The following is a 16,735-nucleotide window of genomic DNA, read 5'->3' as shown; positions in this document are numbered from 1 at the left end:
GGTGGCTCCCTCCTCGGACCTCGGATCCTTCTCGCCCCACCGTACCGCCTCGGGCGGTGGCTGTGCGGGGAGCGCTGACGTGTTCACCCAGGGCTGCAAACATCAATTCCCCCCGCTGTGTTCCATATTCCGTTCCCGCGCATTTCCGATCAGTTCTGTCATCAACAATTCAAGGGTTTCCTGGACGGTCCGCCTCCGGATCTCCTCCCGGTCGCCGTCCAGCCTGAGCAGTCGCTGCCGACCGGTGCCCCCCGGCCCGGCGACCGCCACATGGACCGTGCCCACCGGCTGACCGTCTTGCGGGTCGGGGCCCGCCACCCCGGTGGTCGCCGCCCCCCAGTCCGCACCCAGCAGCCGCCGCACCCCGTCCGCCATCTCTCCGGCGACCTGGGCGTCGACGGCCCCCCTCGTCTGAAGCAGCGCTCCGTCCACGGCCAGCACCTTGTGCTTGACCTCGGTCGCGTACGCGGTCACCGATCCGCGGAAGGCGCGTGAGGCTCCGGGCACGGCGGTCAGGGCCGCGGCGACCAGTCCACCGGTCAGCGACTCCGCCACCGCGAGGGTCTGCCCCCGCTCGGCGAGCAGTTGCAGTGACGTCTCGGCGGGTCCGACGCTCATTTCCCCGCGCTCCCCGAGGCGTGCTCGCGCTCGGGCTGGCGCTGCTCGTGCGGCCCGCCGCTCCGCAGCACCACGGCCTGCTTCACGTAGTCCAGGCCGGTGAGAACGGTGAGCAGTACGGCCACAGCCATCACCCAGAACCGGATGGTGGCCAGCGGCCCGGTCAGTACCAGGACGTACAGGCCGACCGCGGTGCCCTGGGCCAGGGTCTTCAGCTTTCCGCCACGGCTGGCCGGGATGACCCCGTGCTCGATCACCCAGAACCGCATCAGGGTGATTCCGACCTCCCGGAGCAGGATCACGCCCGTGACCCACCACCAGAGATCGCCCAGTACGGAGAGGCAGATCAGAGCGGCACCCATGATCGCCTTGTCGGCGATCGGATCCGCGATCTTGCCGAAGTCGGTGACCAGGTTGTAGCGGCGGGCCAGATGCCCGTCGAAGAGGTCGGTGATCATGGCGATGGCGAAGGCCGCCCAGGCGTAGGAGCGCCAGATCGGGTCGTAGCCGCCGTTGTGCAGCAGTAGGAGGACGAAGCCGGGCACCAGCAGCAGCCGCACCATCGTCAGGATGTTCGCGATGTTCCACAGTCCCGCCTGCGGCACCGCCGACGCCTCCGCCCGGGTGCTGCCGCGTACGGCTGCCGCGCGTCTGGGGCCCTCCGCCGCGGACGCGGGTACTCCGGTCATCCGCCCGCCTCCTCGGGGCCCACCCCGCCGCCGAGCGGTTCCGCGATCAGGTCCACACCCTCGGTCGCCACCACCTTCGCCTCGACGATCCGTCCCGGAAGAAGTCCCCGGGCGTCGGTGAGGTAGGTCTGGCCGTCCGTCTCGGGCGCCTGGTGGGCGGCCCGCCCCACCACTTCTCCGGGTGCTCCGTCGATGGTGTCGCCCTCGGCCGTCACGGACTCCACCAGCACCCGCACGGTCTCCCCGAGCCGCTCCTCGGCCCGCTGGGCGGTGAGCTCCTCGGCGAGGCGGGTGATGCGGGCCAGCCGTTCGGCGACGGCGTCCGCCTCCAGCTTGCCGTCGAGGCCCAGCGCCTCGGTGCCCTCCTCGTCGGAGTATCCGAACACCCCGATGGCGTCCAGTCGCGCCCCGGTCAGGAACCGCTCCAGTTCGGCCACGTCCTCCTCGGTCTCCCCGGGGAAGCCGACGATGAAGTTCGAACGGGCGCCGGCCTGCGGGGCCCTGGCCCTGATCTGCTCGAGCAGGCCCAGGAACCGGTCGGTGTCGCCGAACCTCCGCATGCGGCGCAGCACCCCTGGGGCGGAGTGCTGGAAGGAGAGATCGAAGTAGGGCGCGACCTTGGGTGTGGAGGTCAGCGTGTCGATGAGGCTGGGGCGCAGTTCGGCGGGCTGGAGGTAGCTGACCCGGATCCGCTCGACGCCGTCCACCTGTGCCAGCTCCGGCAGGAGGGTCTCCAGCAGTCGGATGTCGCCCAGGTCCTTGCCGTAGGAGGTGTTGTTCTCCGAGACCAGCATGATCTCCGAGACGCCCTGCTCGGCCAACCAGCGGGTCTCGCTGAGGACGTCCGCCGGGCGGCGGGAGATGAAGGAGCCCCGGAAGGCCGGGATCGCGCAGAAGGAGCAGCGGCGGTCGCATCCCGAGGCCAGCTTGACGGAGGCGACCGGGCTGGAGTCGAGCCGCCGGCGGAGCGGCGCACGCGGGCCCGAGGGGGGCGCCAGCCCTTCGGGAAGGTCCTCGGGACCTGGGGCGGCGTCCGCGTGACCGGGCAGGGCGACCGTCGCGCCCTGCCGCTCGACCGGGCTGATCGGCAGCAGCTTCCGCCGGTCCCGGGGGGTGTGCGAGGCGTGTACGCCGCCGGCCAGGATGGTTCCGAGCCGCTCGGAGATGTCGGTGTAGTCGTCGAAGCCGAGTACACCGTCCGCCTCGGGCAGCGCCTCGGCCAGTTCCTTGCCGTACCGTTCGGCCATACAACCCACCGCGACCACGGCCTGGGTGCGGCCGTGGCCCTTGAGGTCGTTCGCTTCCAGTAGGGCGTCGACCGAGTCCTTCTTGGCGGCCTCGACGAAGCCGCAGGTGTTGACGACGGCGACATCGGCCTGGGCGGCTTCCGGGACGAGCTCCCAGCCGTCCGCCGCCAGGCGGCCTGCGAGCTCCTCCGAGTCCACCTCGTTACGGGCGCAGCCAAGGGTGACGAGAGCGACGGTACGGCGTTCGGGCATGGGCCCAGCCTACTTTGTCCGCCCCGCCGCTCCGGTCGGCCGGGTCGGAGTATCAGCCGTTCTTCGGCCGTTGGCAGGTCGGCGCACGGTGTCAGCCGCGGCCCCGCAGTGAGGCGGCGGGGCCGTCCGCCTGCGCCCGCCAGGGGCTCGGGACAGCCCTCGGGGGGAGGTCAGCCGGCTTCCGGGTCGCCCTTGGTGTAGGTCAGGTGCTGTATCTGACCGGTCTTCCAGTGGTCCTTGATCTGCTTGCCGTTGACGTAGAGCTCCATCGCGCCGGCGTTGCCGAGCACCAGTTGGATCCGCTGGTCGTCGGTGAACGTCTTGGAGTCGCCCTTCTCGAGCACTCCCTCGTGGAGCAGCCGACCGTTGTGGTCCTGCGCCGAGATCCAGCTCCGCCCCTTGGCGGCCGTGAGCTTGATGGTGACCTTGTCCCCGGGCGCGGCGGCGATGGCGCTCTCGGTCGGATCGGGTTTGGGGTCGGCGGGCTCGGTGGTGTCCGCCTCCGGCGAGGAGCTGGCCTCGGCCGAGGGTGCGTCGCCCACGGCCTCGGTGCTCGGCTCGTCCCCTCCCCGGAAGAGGGTGAAGCCGGCGAATCCCACGACCGCGACGATCGCGGCGACCATGGCGGCGCTCCAGTTGGGCCGTCGGGGTTGCGAGCCGAAGCGCTCCGCCTCGAACAGCGGCGCGGTGGCGGAGGGCTCGGGCCGTCCCCCGTGCTCCGCGTCGAACTGCGCGATCAGCTCCGCGGGGTCGAGCCCCACGGCCGTCGCGAGCGTGCGGATATGACCCCGGGCGTAGACATCGCCGCCACAGCCCGAGAAGTCGTCCTGCTCGATAGCGTGCACGATGGGAGAGCGCACGCGCGTGGTACTGCTGATGTTGCCGACGGTCAATCCGGCGTCGATTCGGGCCTGCTGAAGAGCTTGTCCGATGGAAGGACGGTCGTCCGCGGAGGAGTTGCCGATGGACACGGGGGCGCCTTTCGAGCGTGTAGCCACCTGCTGGAGGTTCAGTCTAGGGGTGGGGCGAAAGGGTGAGGCAACCAGGAGGACGGGTTTTGTACGCCATCGGGACGGTCACACCGTCCTACTGCCCTCAGCCGCCGGGGCACCCAATTATTCGCCTCTCTTCGTATTGACGTATCGGCGGAAGAATTGGTTCCCCCGCCACCCTTACGAGTGATTCTCCCCCCGAATCAGGGCAAGCACTCCATCCAACTCATCAGGTTTCACCAGAACATCGCGAGCCTTGGCGCCCTCACTGGGCCCGACCACCCCACGGGACTCCATGAGATCCATCAGCCGGCCCGCCTTGGCGAAGCCCACCCGGAGCTTCCTCTGCAGCATCGAGGTGGAGCCGAACTGTGTGGAGACGACGAGCTCCGCGGCCTGGCAGAGCAGGTCGAGGTCGTCTCCGATCTCCTCGTCGACCTTCTTCTGCTTCGCCGAACCCACCGTGACGTCCTCCCGGAAGACCGGGGCCATCTCCTTCTTGCAGTGGGCGACGACGGCCGCGACCTCCTCCTCGGTCACGAAAGCCCCCTGCATCCGGGTCGGCTTCCCCGCTCCCATCGGCAGGAACAGGGCATCGCCCTTGCCGATCAGCTTGTCCGCACCTGGCTGGTCGAGGATCACCCGGCTGTCGGCGAGCGAGGAGGTGGCGAAGGCCAGCCGGGACGGCACGTTCGCCTTGATCAGACCGGTGACCACGTCGACACTGGGGCGCTGAGTGGCCAGCACCAGGTGGATCCCGGCCGCCCGTGCCAGCTGGGTGATCCGGACGATGGCGTCCTCGACGTCCCGGGGGGCGACCATCATCAGGTCGGCGAGTTCGTCGACGATCACCAGCAGATAGGGATAGGGCGCCAACTCCCGTTCGCTGCCCTCGGGAACCCGCACCTTTCCGCCGCGCACCGCCGCGTTGAAGTCGTCGATGTGCCGGAACCCGAAGGCCGCCAGGTCGTCGTAGCGCAGGTCCATCTCACGCACCACCCACTGCAGCGCCTCCGCCGCACGTTTGGGGTTGGTGATGATCGGGGTGATCAGGTGCGGAATGCCCTCGTAGACGTTCAGCTCCACCCGCTTGGGGTCGACGAGCACCATCTTCACGTCGTCCGGGGTGGCCCGCACCATGACCGAGGTGATCAGGCAGTTGATGCAGGACGACTTGCCCGACCCCGTGGCACCGGCGACCAGGATGTGCGGCATCTTGGCGAGGTTCGCCATGACGTAGCCACCCTCGACATCCTTTCCGAGCGCCACCAGCAGCGGATGCTCGTCCCCGTCGGCGTCGGCCAGTCGCAGCACGTCACCGAGGTTGACCATCTCCCGGTCGGTGTTGGGGATTTCGATCCCGACGGCGGACTTGCCCGGGATCGGGCTGATGATACGGACATCCGGGCTGGCGACCGCGTACGCGATGTTCTTGGCCAGCGCGGTGATCCGCTCGACCTTGACCGCCGGGCCGAGTTCGACCTCGTAGCGGGTGACGGTCGGTCCCCGGGTGAAGCCGGTGACGGCCGCGTCGACCTTGAACTCCGAGAAGACGTTGGTCAGCGAGGCCACCACCGCGTCGTTGGCAGCGCTCCGGGTCTTCCCCGGGCCACCGCGGGAGAGCAGGCCGAGCGGCGGCAGCGTGTACGTCCGGTCCCCGGAGAGCTGCAGCTGCTCGGCACGGGGCGGCAACCCCTTCGAAGGCTCCGGGGGCCGCTTGGTGAGGTCCGGCACCTCCCCCCGGTCGCCCGCCCCACCGCCCGGCTCCGGACGGTCCCGGTCGGGCGGCCCCTGCAAGCCACCGCCCGGCTCCGCCTCCCGGGCCGCGGGCAACTCGCCCGCCCGACCTCCGGAGATGCCGTGGCTCAACCCGGCCACCAGCGGCGAGGGGTTCACCCCGTGCAGCACAGCGCCGTCCAAGGAAGCCGCCGCGGCGGCCGCGACGTCCACCGCGTCCGAGCGCTGCTTCCCGGCGCGGGGCTGGCCCCCCCGACGCCGGCGGGCGAGGGCTTGCTCCTCCGCCGTCTCAGCGGCCTCCCCAGCGGCCTGCCGAGCCCTGCCGCGCGGTTCGGCGAGCGACTTGCGCCACTGCTGCTCGTACTCCTCGTCGTCCGCCGGCCTCGAAGGGCGCTGCTCTTCCGCAGGCCCGCCCAGCAGCCCGAGCCGGACGGCCAGGGCGCGCAGCCGGCGCGGGATCGCGTTGACCGGCGTGGCGGTCACCACCAGCAGTCCGAAGACGGCGACCAGCAGCAGCAGCGGCCAGGACAGTACCGTCCCGACCGTGAAGACCAGCGGTTTGGAGGCGGCCCAACCGATCAGTCCACCGGCATCCCGGATGGTCACGGCGCCCGCGCCCCGGCCCGGCGCTCCGCAACCGAGGTGGACCAGCCCGAGCACCCCGACGACCAGCGCGGAGAGGCCGATCACGATCCGTCCGTTGGCCTCGGGCTTCTCCGGATGCCGGATCAGTCGGACGGCGACCACGCCGAGCAGTATCGGAACCAGCAGGTCTAGTCGGCCGAACGCCCCGGTGACGAGGAGTTCCACCAAACCGCCGACGGGTCCCTCCGGGTTCGACCAGGTACCGGCGGCGACGACCAGGGCGATGCCGAGCAGCAGCAACGCCAAGCCGTCCTTCCGGTGCGCCGGGTCCAGCCCCTTGGCCCCGCGGCCTATCCCCCGGAACATCGCACCGACGGCCCGGGCCAGGCCGAGCCAGACCGAGCGCACCAGGCGGTAGACGCCGTTCGTGGGCGACGGGGCCGGCTTGGGCGCGGCCTTCTTCGCCGGGGCTTTGCGCCCGGGCGGTTTGCGGGCCGGGGCCGCCTTCTTCGTTCCCTTGCCCGCCGGAGCCTTTCCGCGCCCCTGAGAAGTGCCGGTCGCCCCCTTGGAGCCCTTTCCGGAGGTACGTGAGGCCATGGCCGTGAGGTTACCGCTGTCAGCTGGACGTGACATCCGTGCCCGCCGCTTCAGCCTTCCGTGTCGTTACGGCGACCACCGGCTTCGTCCGGTTGACCCGACGTCAACCATCCGTTGGGGCAAGTTGCTTGCCGGAGGGGGATCAGCGGAGGCACACGGGCACCGCGCCGTCGGCATGCGGGCAACCGCCGGAGCGGCTGACGGCCGGCTCAGGGGTTGTCCCGTAATCCCCGGTGGATCAGCCCTTGGAGGGCGCGCCCTGGATTCCCTCGCCGGATCCCGGCTCCAGAGCGTCCAGCGCGCGCCGCAGCCCCGTCAGTTTGCGTTCCAGGTGTGCGGCGGCGGAGACCGCGGCCGCCTCCGATGATTCGTCCAGCTCCTTGGAGAGCGCCTCGGCCTGCTCCTCCACCGCCGCCAGCCGGGCGGACAGCTCCGCCAGCACGGCGGCGGCCGCTTTCGGGTCGCCCGCCTCCCGGCGGTCACTGCCTTCGAGCTGCAGGCGCAGCAGTGAGGCCTGCTCCCGGAGCTGACAGTTCTTCATGTACAGCTCCACGAAGACCGAGACCTTCGCACGGAGCACCCAGGGATCGAAAGGCTTGGAGATGTAGTCCACCGCTCCCGCCGCGTAACCGCGGAAGGTGTGGTGGGGACCGTGGTTGATGGCGGTCAGGAAGATGATCGGAATATCACGGGTCCGCTCCCGCCGCTTGATGTGCGCCGCCGTCTCGAAACCATCCATACCGGGCATCTGGACGTCCAGCAGGATCACCGCGAAGTCGTCCGTCAGCAGCGCCTTGAGCGCTTCCTCACCTGACGATGCCCGCACCAGCGTCTGATCGAGCGCGGAGAGAATGGCCTCCAGCGCCAGCAGATTCTCCGGCCGGTCATCGACCAGGAGGATCTTGGCCTTCTGCACCATGGCGCGCCCTCCTCGCCCCGGCAGTGCACCGGGCGCCGCCCCGGGAGACGACTCCCTTACGCCGTCCGCCCTCGTGCCGGTCATCGTAACCGCACCCCGTCTGTCGCCACACCCTGTCACCGCGATGTCACTGTGCACATACCGGAAACGCGGGAGGACACCAGAAGGTTCCCCGCCGCCGGCGGTTCCACACCCGCACCGCCGCCCTAGTCGCCCGACGGCCGCATCCACTGCCGCATGACGGACAGCAGATGATCGGTGTCCACCGGTTTGGTGACGTAGTCCGAGGCGCCGGACTCGATGGACTTCTCCTTGTCGCCCTTCATCGCCTTGGCGGTCAGCGCGACGATCGGCAGCCCGGCGAACTGCGGCATCCGGCGGATCGCCGCCGTCGTCGCGTAACCGTCCATCTCCGGCATCATGATGTCCATCAAGACGATGCCCACGTCGTCGTGCTGCTCCAGGACCTCGATCCCCTCCCGGCCGTTCTCGGCGTAGAGCACCGACAGCCCGTGCTGCTCCAACACGCTCGTCAGGGCGAAGACGTTCCTGATGTCGTCGTCGACGATCAGCACCTTCTCGCCGTGGAAGGAGAGCCCGCTCCCCTCCCCCGGGCCGGGTGCCTGCTCCAGCCAGGCGTCCCGGGGCGCCGGCCGTGGCGCGACGACCGGCCGCGGGGCGGGCACCGGTTCCTCCGGAGCCGCCGGAGGCTGCTCCCAGGCGCTCTCCGGCGCCTCTTCCTCCCGAGCCGGCTCACCGGTCGGCTCCTCACCGAAGCTCGACTCCGTCTCGGCCCCGCCGTCGCCACCGGACTCCAGCGCCGCCAGTCCGGTGGCCAGCTGCGGGTAGCTCTGCGCCGGCAGCTCCGCCGGGGTCAGCGGCAGGTAGAGCGTGAAGGTGGAGCCCCGCCCCGGCTCGCTGGAGGCGTGGATCTCACCGCCCAGCAACCGGGCGATCTCCCGGCTGATGGACAGCCCCAGACCGGTACCGCCGTACTTCCGGCTGGTCGTGCCGTCCGCCTGCTTGAACGCCTCGAAGATCACCCGCATCTTGCTGGCGGCGATACCGATGCCGGTGTCGGTGACCGAGAACGCGATCATGTCGGGGCCGCTCCCCTGGGGTACGCCGTGCTCCAGCAACTGTTCCCGGATGGCGTTCGGCACCTGGGGTCCCGCGGGTCGGATGACCAGTTCCACGGCCCCGCTGTCGGTGAACTTCACCGCGTTCGACAGCAGGTTCCGCAGTACCTGGAGCAACCGCTGCTCATCGGTGTGCAGATGGGAGGGGAGCTCGGGGGAGACCCGCACCGAGAAGTCCAGCCCCTTCTCCGCGGTCAGCGGCCGGAAGGTCGCCTCGACGTAGTCGACGAGCTGTACCAGCGCGATCCGCGACGGGCTGACGTCCATCTTCCCCGCCTCGACCTTCGACAGGTCGAGGATGTCGTTGATCAGCTGCAGCAGGTCGGAGCCGGCCCCGTGGATGGTCTCGGCGAACTCCACCTGCTTCGGCGACAGGTTCCCGTCCGCGTTGTCCGCGAGCAGCTTCGCCAGGATGAGCAGCGAGTTGAGCGGCGTGCGCAGCTCGTGCGACATGTTCGCCAGGAACTCGGACTTGTAACGCATGGAGACGGCCAGTTGCTCGGCGCGCTCCTCCAGTACCTGCCGGGCCTCCTCGATCTCGGTGTTCTTCACCTCGATGTCCCGGTTCTGCTGGGCCAGCAGCTCCGCCTTCTCCTCGAGTTCGGCGTTGGAGGACTGCAGCGCCTTCTGTCGGTTCTCCAGTTCCTCGGAGCGCACCCGGAGCTGCTCGGTCAACTCCTGCGACTGCTTCAGCAGCACCTCGGTCTTGGTGTTCACGCTGATCGTGTTGACGCTCGTCGCGATCATCTCGGCGATCTGGCTCAGGAAGTCCTTCTGGATCTGCGCGAAGGGCTGGAACGACGCCAGCTCGATCACGCCGAGGACCTGCCCTTCGAAGAGGACCGGCAGCACGATCACATGAGCGGGCGGGGCCTCCCCCAGCCCGGAGGCGATCTTCAGGTAGCCGGGCGGCACGTTCTCCATGAGGATGGTCCGCCGCTCCTCCGCGGCCGTACCGACGAGCGTCTCGCCCGGTCGGATCGTCGTCGGCATCGCACCCGGGGTGTAGCCGTAGGCGCCCACCAGACGCAGTTCGTACGGACCCTCCTCGTCGGCTCCGACCTCAGCGGGGTCGAGCGTCGAGGTGGCCAGGAAGAAGGCACCGTGCTGGGCGGAGACGACGGGCGTCAGCTCGCTCATGATGAGCCGGGCGACGTCCTGGAGGTCCCGGCGCCCCTGCATCAGCCCGGAGATACGGGCGAGGTTGCCCTTGAGCCAGTCCTGCTCCTTGTTCGCGATCGTGGTCTCGCGGAGCGTGGCGATCATGGTGTTGATGTTGTCCTGGAGCTCCAGGATCTCGCCCGCCGCGTCGACGTCGATCTTCAGGTTGAGGTCACCGCGGGTCACAGCCGCCGCGACGGCGGCGATCGCCCGCACCTGACGGGTCAGGTTGCCGGCCATCTCGTTCACCGACTCGGTGAGGTCCTGCCAGGTGCCGTCGACGTCCCGGACCCGGGCCTGACCGCCCAGCTGCCCCTCGGTGCCCACCTCACGCGCCACCCGGGTGACCTGGTCCGCGAACGAGGACAGCTGGTCGACCATCGTGTTGATGGTGGTCTTCAGCTCCAGGATCTCACCGCGGGCATCGATGTCGATCTTCTTGGTGAGGTCGCCCTTGGCGATCGCGGTGGTGACCATGGCGATGTTCCGCACCTGGCCGGTGAGGTTGGACGCCATCGAGTTCACCGACTCGGTGAGGTCCTTCCAGGTGCCGGAGACGCCCGGCACCCGGGCCTGACCGCCCAGCCGCCCGTCGGTGCCCACCTCGCGCGCGACCCGCGTCACCTCGTCCGCGAAGGACGACAGCGTGGTCACCATGGTGTTGACGGTGTCGGCCAGGTCCGCGACCTCACCGCGCGCCTCGACCGTGACCTTCTTCGTCAGGTCCCCGCCCGCGACCGCGCTCGCCACCTGGGCGATGTTCCGCACCTGGGAGGTGAGGTTGTTCGCCATCAGGTTGACGTTGTCGGTGAGGTCCTTCCAGATCCCGGAGACGTCCCGGACCTGGGCCTGGCCACCGAGGATGCCGTCGGTGCCCACCTCGCGCGCAACCCGCGTCACCTGCTCGGCGAAGGACGACAACTGGTCCACCATCGTGTTCACGGTGGTGACCAGGGCCAGGATCTCCCCCTTGGCGTCGACGGTGATCTTCTTCGAGAGGTCGCCCTCGGCCACCGCAGTCGTCACCTCGGCGATGTTCCGCACCTGGGAAGTCAGGTTGTTCGCCATGAAGTTGACCGACTGGGTGAGGTCCTTCCAGGTGCCCGAGACACCCTGGACCTCGGCCTGACCGCCGAGGATGCCGTCGGTGCCCACCTCACGCGCAACCCGCGTCACCTGCTCGGCGAACGACGACAACTGGTCCACCATCGTATTGAGGGTGTTCTTCAGCTCCAGGATCTCGCCGCGCGCGTCGACCTCGATCTTCTGCGACAGGTCGCCCCGGGCGACCGCCGTCGCGACCTGGGCGATGTTGCGCACCTGAGAGGTGAGGTTGCCGGCCATGCCGTTCACCGAGTCGGTCAGGTCCCGCCAGACTCCGGCCACCCCCGGCACCTGCGCCTGGCCGCCGAGCCGCCCGTCGGTCCCGACCTCCCGGGCCACCCGGGTCACCTGGTCGGCGAACGAGGACAGCTGGTCGACCATCGTGTTGATGGTGTTCTTCAGCTCCAGGATCTCGCCGCGCGCGTCGACCTCGATCTTCTGCGACAGGTCGCCCCGGGCGACCGCCGTCGTCACCTGCGCGATCTGCCGCACCTGAGAGGTGAGGTTGCCGGCCATGAAGTTGACCGAGTCCGTCAGGTCCTTCCAGGTGCCCGAGACGCCGTCCACCCGGGCCTGACCGCCCAGCCGGCCCTCGGTCCCCACGTCCCGCGCCATCCGCGTCACCTGGTCCGCGAACGACGACAGCTGGTCCACCATCGTGTTGACGGTGTTCTTCAGCTTCAGCATCTCGCCGGAGACGTCCACGGTGACCTTCTGCGAGAGATCACCGTTGGCCACCGCCGTCGTCACCTGGGCGATGTTGCGCACCTGCCCGGTGAGGTTGCGGAAGGCCGTGTTCACCGAGTCGGTCAGGTCCTTCCAGGTACCCGCCGCACCCGGCACCTGACCGCCCAGCTCGCCCTCGACCCCGATCTCCCGGGCGACGCGCGTCACCTCGGCGCCGAACGACGACAGCTGGTCCACCATCGTGTTGACGGTGTTCTTCAACTCCAACATCTCGCCCGCGACGTCCACGGTGACCTTCTGCGAGAGATCACCGTTGGCCACCGCCGTCGTCACCTGGGCAATGTCCCTGACCTGCGCCGTGAGGTTACGGAAGGCCGTGTTCACCGAGTCGGTCAGGTCCTTCCAGATGCCTGCCGCACCCGGCACCTGCGCCTGGCCGCCCAGCAGGCCCTCGGCCCCCACCTCGCTCGCTACCCGGGTCACCTCGTCGGCGAAGGTGCGCAGCGTCTCGGTCATCGTGTTGATCGTCTCGGCGAGCTGCGCGACCTCCCCCCGCGCGCTGACCGTGACCTTCTGCGACAGGTCGCCGTTGGCGACCGCCGTGGTCACCTGGGCGATCCCGCGCACCTGGGCGGTGAGGTTGCCCGCCATGAGGTTGACGGAGTCCGTCAGGTCCTTCCACACACCGGCGACGCCGGGCACCTGGGCCTGTCCGCCCAGCTCGCCCTCGGTGCCCACCTCACGGGCGACGCGCGTCACCTCGGAGGAGAACGACGACAGCTGGTCCACCATCGTGTTGACGGTGTTCTTCAACTCCAGCATCTCGCCGGCCACGTGCACCGTGACCTTGCGGGAGAGATCGCCCTTGGCGACCGCCGTTGTCACCAGCGCGATGTCACGCACCTGGGCGGTGAGCCGGTACGCCATGGTGTTGACGGAGTCCGTCAGGTCCTTCCAGGAACCCGAGACCCCGCGCACCTTCGCCTGACCGCCCAGCTTGCCCTCGGTGCCCACCTCGCTGGCGACCCGCGTCACCTCGTCGGTGAACGCCGAGAGCTGGTCGACCAGCCCGTTGACCGTCCGACCGACCTTGAGGAACTCCCCCCGCAGCGGATGGGCGGCGCCGTCCGCGCCGGCGGCGCGGAGGTCCATACGCTGTTCCAGGTCGCCCTCGGAGACCGCGGACAGCACCCGACCGACCTCGGAGACCGGCCGCACCAGGTCGTCCACCAGCGCGTTCGAGGCGTCGATGGCGGCGGCCCAGGACCCCTCGCAGGCGCCGGTCTCCAGGCGCTCTGTGAGCTTTCCCTCACGGCCGACCACCCGCCGCACCCTGGCGATCTCTCCGGTGAGGTGCTGGTTACGGTCCGCGACCTCGTTGAAGAGCGCGGCGATCTCGGCCATGACACCGTCACCCGACACCGTGAGGCGCTTGCGGAAGTTCCCGTCCCGCATGGCCACCAGTGCCGTGCGGAGTCTGTTCAGCGCCGCTGTGTCCACCTCGGTCGTCCCGTGACCGCGGGACCGTCCTTTCGGGCGTGTACTCGCGCCCCGCGCAGCCGCGCCAGACTCCACCGTGTCCCTCCCGCGGGTCGACCTTCTCCTCAGGACCATCTCCTGAAGACTGCCCAGTGTTTCACCCCAGCCGAACAAGGCCATAACAGTTCGGCAGCCTCGCACACCGGCCGGCACACACTCCAGGCGGAATCACCGAAGACCGGCACCCGCACGGAGGTCGAAGGTAAGTAACCTGGCATCCGGCTGTCCACCGCCCTTCTACGGTCAGGAGCGGTGACACGAGCGAGGCAAGGCAGCGGAACGGTGCCGGCAGGGGCCTGTCCGGTAGGGAGTAGGATGAAGGAGCGGGGCGAGGGCCTGGCCCGGCAGCACGCCGAGAGCGGTGACGTCGGCCGCGCAGCGGCCGGCCCGAACGGCACCGCGCCGGCGAACGTATCCGACCGGGCCGAAGGCGCACCGGACGGCACCGCTCTCCCGCCGATACGGAGGCCGGGCGAGCACACAGCTATGAGGAGAACCGTGATCAGCGCACGGGCCACCGCCACCTTCGAGCCGGTCGGACGCTCGGTCGCCAGTGCCCGCGCCTTCGTCCGGGACACGCTCCAGGGCTGGGGATTCACCGATGTCGTCGATGACGCCGTGGTACTGACCAGCGAACTCGTCACCAACGCGGTAGTGCACGCCGGGACCGCCGCCGACGTCCTCTGCCTGCGGACCGACGGCGGCGTGCGGGTCGAGGTCGCCGACCGCTACCCGGAGCGCGACGTCCCCCTCCAGGGAGCCGGCCAGCGCAGCGTGAACCCCGACAGCGAGGGCGGCCGCGGGCTGATGCTCTGCGGTGCCCTCGCCAGCCGCTGGGGCGTGGAGTACACCGCCACCCACAAGAGGGTCTGGTTCCAGCTCGACCTCACCCAGCACCCCGCCGGGACCCGATCGGCCGGCCCCGCCCTGCCCACCGACGCACTGCCGGTGGCCGATCCGCGGGTCCGCGTCGCCGTCGTCCAGATCGCCGAGGACGGCCGCGTCAACTCCTGGAACGAGGACGCGGAGGAACTCTTCGGAGTGAACTCCTCCGAGGCCGTCGGCAGACCGCTCGCCGACTTCGCCGCCTGGCCGCACACCCCGGGCACCGGAACCGGCCTCGCCGAAGCACTCCAGCTCTCCCGCTGGGAGGGCTCCTACGGCATGCGGGCGGCGGACGGCCGGGTCGTCCCCGTCTACGCCTCCCACCTTCGGGTGCGGGACTCCGAGGGCGCCCCCTCCACCGTCTGCCTGCTGGTGCGCGACCACGAGCGCGCCGTCCTCCAGACCGCGCAGCGGACCGCTCCCGGCGACGCCACCGCCCAGACGCCCGGAGAGCCTTCGGGGACGGCCACCGACCCGTTCGAGGTCTTCATCGGCTCCCCGGCCCCGGACGACCTCGACGGCCTGCTCCAACGCACGGTGGAGCGCGCCCGGGACATGCTCGACGGCGACGCCGCCTACCTGCTGCTCGCCACCGACGACGAGACCGAGCTCGAGGTCCGCGCCTCCACCGGGCTGCCCTCCGCCCGCCAGCGTTTCGCCCGCGTCCCGGTGGAGGCCGGAAGCGGCCGCTACGGCTCCGCTCGGATGCCGGCCGTCCACGAGGACCTCACCGCGGTGCCCGGCGCGGTGCCCCTCCTGTCCGGCACCGGCATGCGTTCGGTCGTCACGGTGCCGCTCAAGGTGGAGGGGCGGCTGACCGGGTCGCTCGGCGTCGCCGCGGAGTCCGCCGGCCGTTACACCAACGAGGAGGCGCTGCGGCTGCAGTTCGCCGCGGACCGGATCGCGCTCGCGGTCGAACGCGCCCGGCTGACCGAGTTGGAGCGTCTCCGGCGCGGCTCGCTCTCGTTCCTCGTCGAGGCCTCCGACCTCCTCGCCGGAACCCTGGACCGGGACCAGACCCTGGCCCTCATGGCCCAGATGACCGTGCCCACCCTGGCCGCCTGGTGTGCGGTCTACACCGTCGCGGACCTCTCCTCCGAACCCGAGCTCTCCTTCGTGCTCCATGAGGACGAGGACCGCATCGACGGCCTCAAGACCCTGCTCGGCAAGCTCGATCCGCCCGATCCCGTTCCGGAGCCGGGCGCCCGGGTCTGGAGCGCTCCCAGTGAGACGGTCCACTCCGCGGCGCTCCGCGCCTCGCTGCGGGACCTCGGTCTCAACGACCCGACGCAGACGCCCGGTCCGGGCCCCACACTCGCCACCGCGGCCGCGGTCGGTGGGGAGACGGTCGTTCTTCCGCTGGTCGCCCGGAACAGGGTGATCGGCATGCTGACGCTGGGGAAGCCCTCCGGGGAGCACTTCCGGCAGGAGATCCTGGAGTTGGCGGAGGACCTCTCCCGCAGGGCCGCCCTGGCGCTCGACAACGCGCGCCTCTACTCGGAACGCACCGCCATCAGCCAGTCTCTGCAACGGAGCCTCCTGCCTCCCGAACTGCCGGCAGTCCCCGGCGTCGAGGTGGAGGTCGTCTACCGTGCGGCCGGCGAAGGCAACGAGGTCGGTGGCGACTTCTACGACGTCTTCCCCATCAGTGACGGCACCTACGGCTTTGCGATCGGCGATGTCTGCGGCACGGGACCGGAGGCGGCGGCCGTGACGGGGCTGGCCCGCCACGCACTACGTCTCCTCGCCCGTGAGGGCTTCGGCGGTCCGGCGGTCCTGGAGCGGCTCAACGCGGCGATCCTCGACGAGGGGGCACGCAGCCGGTTCCTCACCCTGCTGTACGGCGAGTTGCGTCCGGAAGCGGACGGCAGAGCCACCCTGAAGGTGGTCTGCGCCGGACATCCGCTGCCGCTGCGGCTCCGTCAGGACGGAACCGTAGAGCCCGCGGCCGACCCTCAGCCGCTGCTCGGGGTGCTGGAGGATCTGGAGCTGTACGAGCAGACCGTGCGCCTCGAACCCGGCGACGTGCTGCTGTGTGTGACCGACGGGGTGACGGAGCGCCGTGAGGGCACCCGAATGCTCGGAGACGAGGGGTTGGCCGAGGCCCTGAGTGTCTGCACCGGTCTGACGGCGGGTGCCGTGGCGGCCAGGATCCTGCGGACGGTGGAGCGCTTCGCCGTCGAGCCGGCCTCGGACGACCTGGCGATTCTCGCGATGCGGATGCCGGAACCGCATCCTGCGGTGGGACCGGCGCCGTAGCAGGGCTGAGGGTCCGAACCAGCGGTGCCGGACCCCGCCGGCAGAACGGCCGGAAACGCTGATGTCCCGTCCGATACTTGATCGGACGGGACATCAGAAGTGGAGCCCCAATACGGAATCGAACCGTAGACCTTCTCCTTACCATGGAGACGCTCTGCCGACTGAGCTATTGGGGCCTGTCGGTCGAGAAGATCATAGCGCTTCCGCTGGTCTCTTGTCGCCTCGCTCGGCACTCAGCCCTGCCATTTGAGCACCTGCTGTTCCGGGACCACTTGCCGGTGTCCAAGGGGCCATCTGCCGCCCCTCCATACCTGAGGAAACAAAG

At 70.0% G+C, this 16,735-nt stretch carries 8 protein-coding genes and 1 tRNA gene; 1 reads left to right on the top strand and 8 read right to left on the bottom strand.

Features of this window, described 5'->3' with window-relative positions:
* Window positions 1–102: 102 nt before the first annotated feature.
* From BGP73_RS21600 to BGP73_RS21570, 7 genes are all read right to left on the bottom strand, one after another.
* Window positions 103–618 carry a CinA family protein gene (locus tag BGP73_RS21600; RefSeq protein ID WP_069817533.1) on the bottom strand — a complete coding sequence of 172 codons (516 nt, stop codon included), beginning with the start codon at window positions 616–618 and terminating at the stop codon, window positions 103–105.
* Entirely contained in the window at window positions 615–1,307 is a 693-nt protein-coding gene (gene pgsA, locus BGP73_RS21595) for a CDP-diacylglycerol--glycerol-3-phosphate 3-phosphatidyltransferase (protein WP_069817532.1), read from the bottom strand. The genes BGP73_RS21600 and pgsA overlap by 4 nt, the downstream gene beginning before the upstream one ends.
* Window positions 1,304–2,806 carry a 30S ribosomal protein S12 methylthiotransferase RimO gene (gene rimO / locus BGP73_RS21590; RefSeq protein ID WP_069817530.1) on the bottom strand — a complete coding sequence of 501 codons (1,503 nt, stop codon included), beginning with the start codon at window positions 2,804–2,806 and terminating at the stop codon, window positions 1,304–1,306. The genes pgsA and rimO overlap by 4 nt, the downstream gene beginning before the upstream one ends.
* Before the next feature lie 170 nt (window positions 2,807–2,976).
* Window positions 2,977–3,777, bottom strand: a complete 801-nt coding sequence (locus BGP73_RS21585; protein ID WP_069817528.1) for a helix-turn-helix domain-containing protein — start codon at window positions 3,775–3,777, stop codon at window positions 2,977–2,979.
* Window positions 3,778–3,978: 201 nt separating this feature from the next.
* Window positions 3,979–6,753 (bottom strand): FtsK/SpoIIIE family DNA translocase, encoded by a 2,775-nt coding sequence (locus tag BGP73_RS21580; protein ID WP_079127758.1) that lies wholly within the window; start codon window positions 6,751–6,753, stop codon window positions 3,979–3,981.
* 202 nt (window positions 6,754–6,955) lie between these two features.
* Window positions 6,956–7,636, bottom strand: coding sequence for a response regulator (locus BGP73_RS21575; RefSeq protein WP_069817525.1), 681 nt, complete (start codon window positions 7,634–7,636; stop codon window positions 6,956–6,958).
* A gap of 206 nt (window positions 7,637–7,842) precedes the next feature.
* Window positions 7,843–13,302 (bottom strand): HAMP domain-containing protein, encoded by a 5,460-nt coding sequence (locus tag BGP73_RS21570; protein WP_069817523.1) that lies wholly within the window; start codon window positions 13,300–13,302, stop codon window positions 7,843–7,845.
* 450 nt (window positions 13,303–13,752) lie between these two features.
* Here BGP73_RS21570 and BGP73_RS21565 point away from each other — a divergent pair, with 450 nt between their 5' ends.
* A complete protein-coding gene (locus BGP73_RS21565; RefSeq protein WP_069817570.1) occupies window positions 13,753–16,410 on the top strand; it encodes a SpoIIE family protein phosphatase in 2,658 nt (885 codons plus the stop codon).
* 100 nt (window positions 16,411–16,510) lie between these two features.
* Here BGP73_RS21565 and BGP73_RS21560 read toward each other — a convergent pair.
* Window positions 16,511–16,586, bottom strand: a tRNA-Thr gene (locus tag BGP73_RS21560).
* Window positions 16,587–16,735 lie beyond the last annotated feature (149 nt).

It is taken from the genome of Streptomyces sp. TP-A0874, assembly GCF_001748085.1.
Taxonomy (GTDB): Bacteria; Actinomycetota; Actinomycetes; order Streptomycetales; family Streptomycetaceae; genus Streptomyces.
The sequence above is the reverse complement of the archived record's forward strand: the minus strand, read 5'-3'. Positions and strand labels throughout refer to the sequence as shown.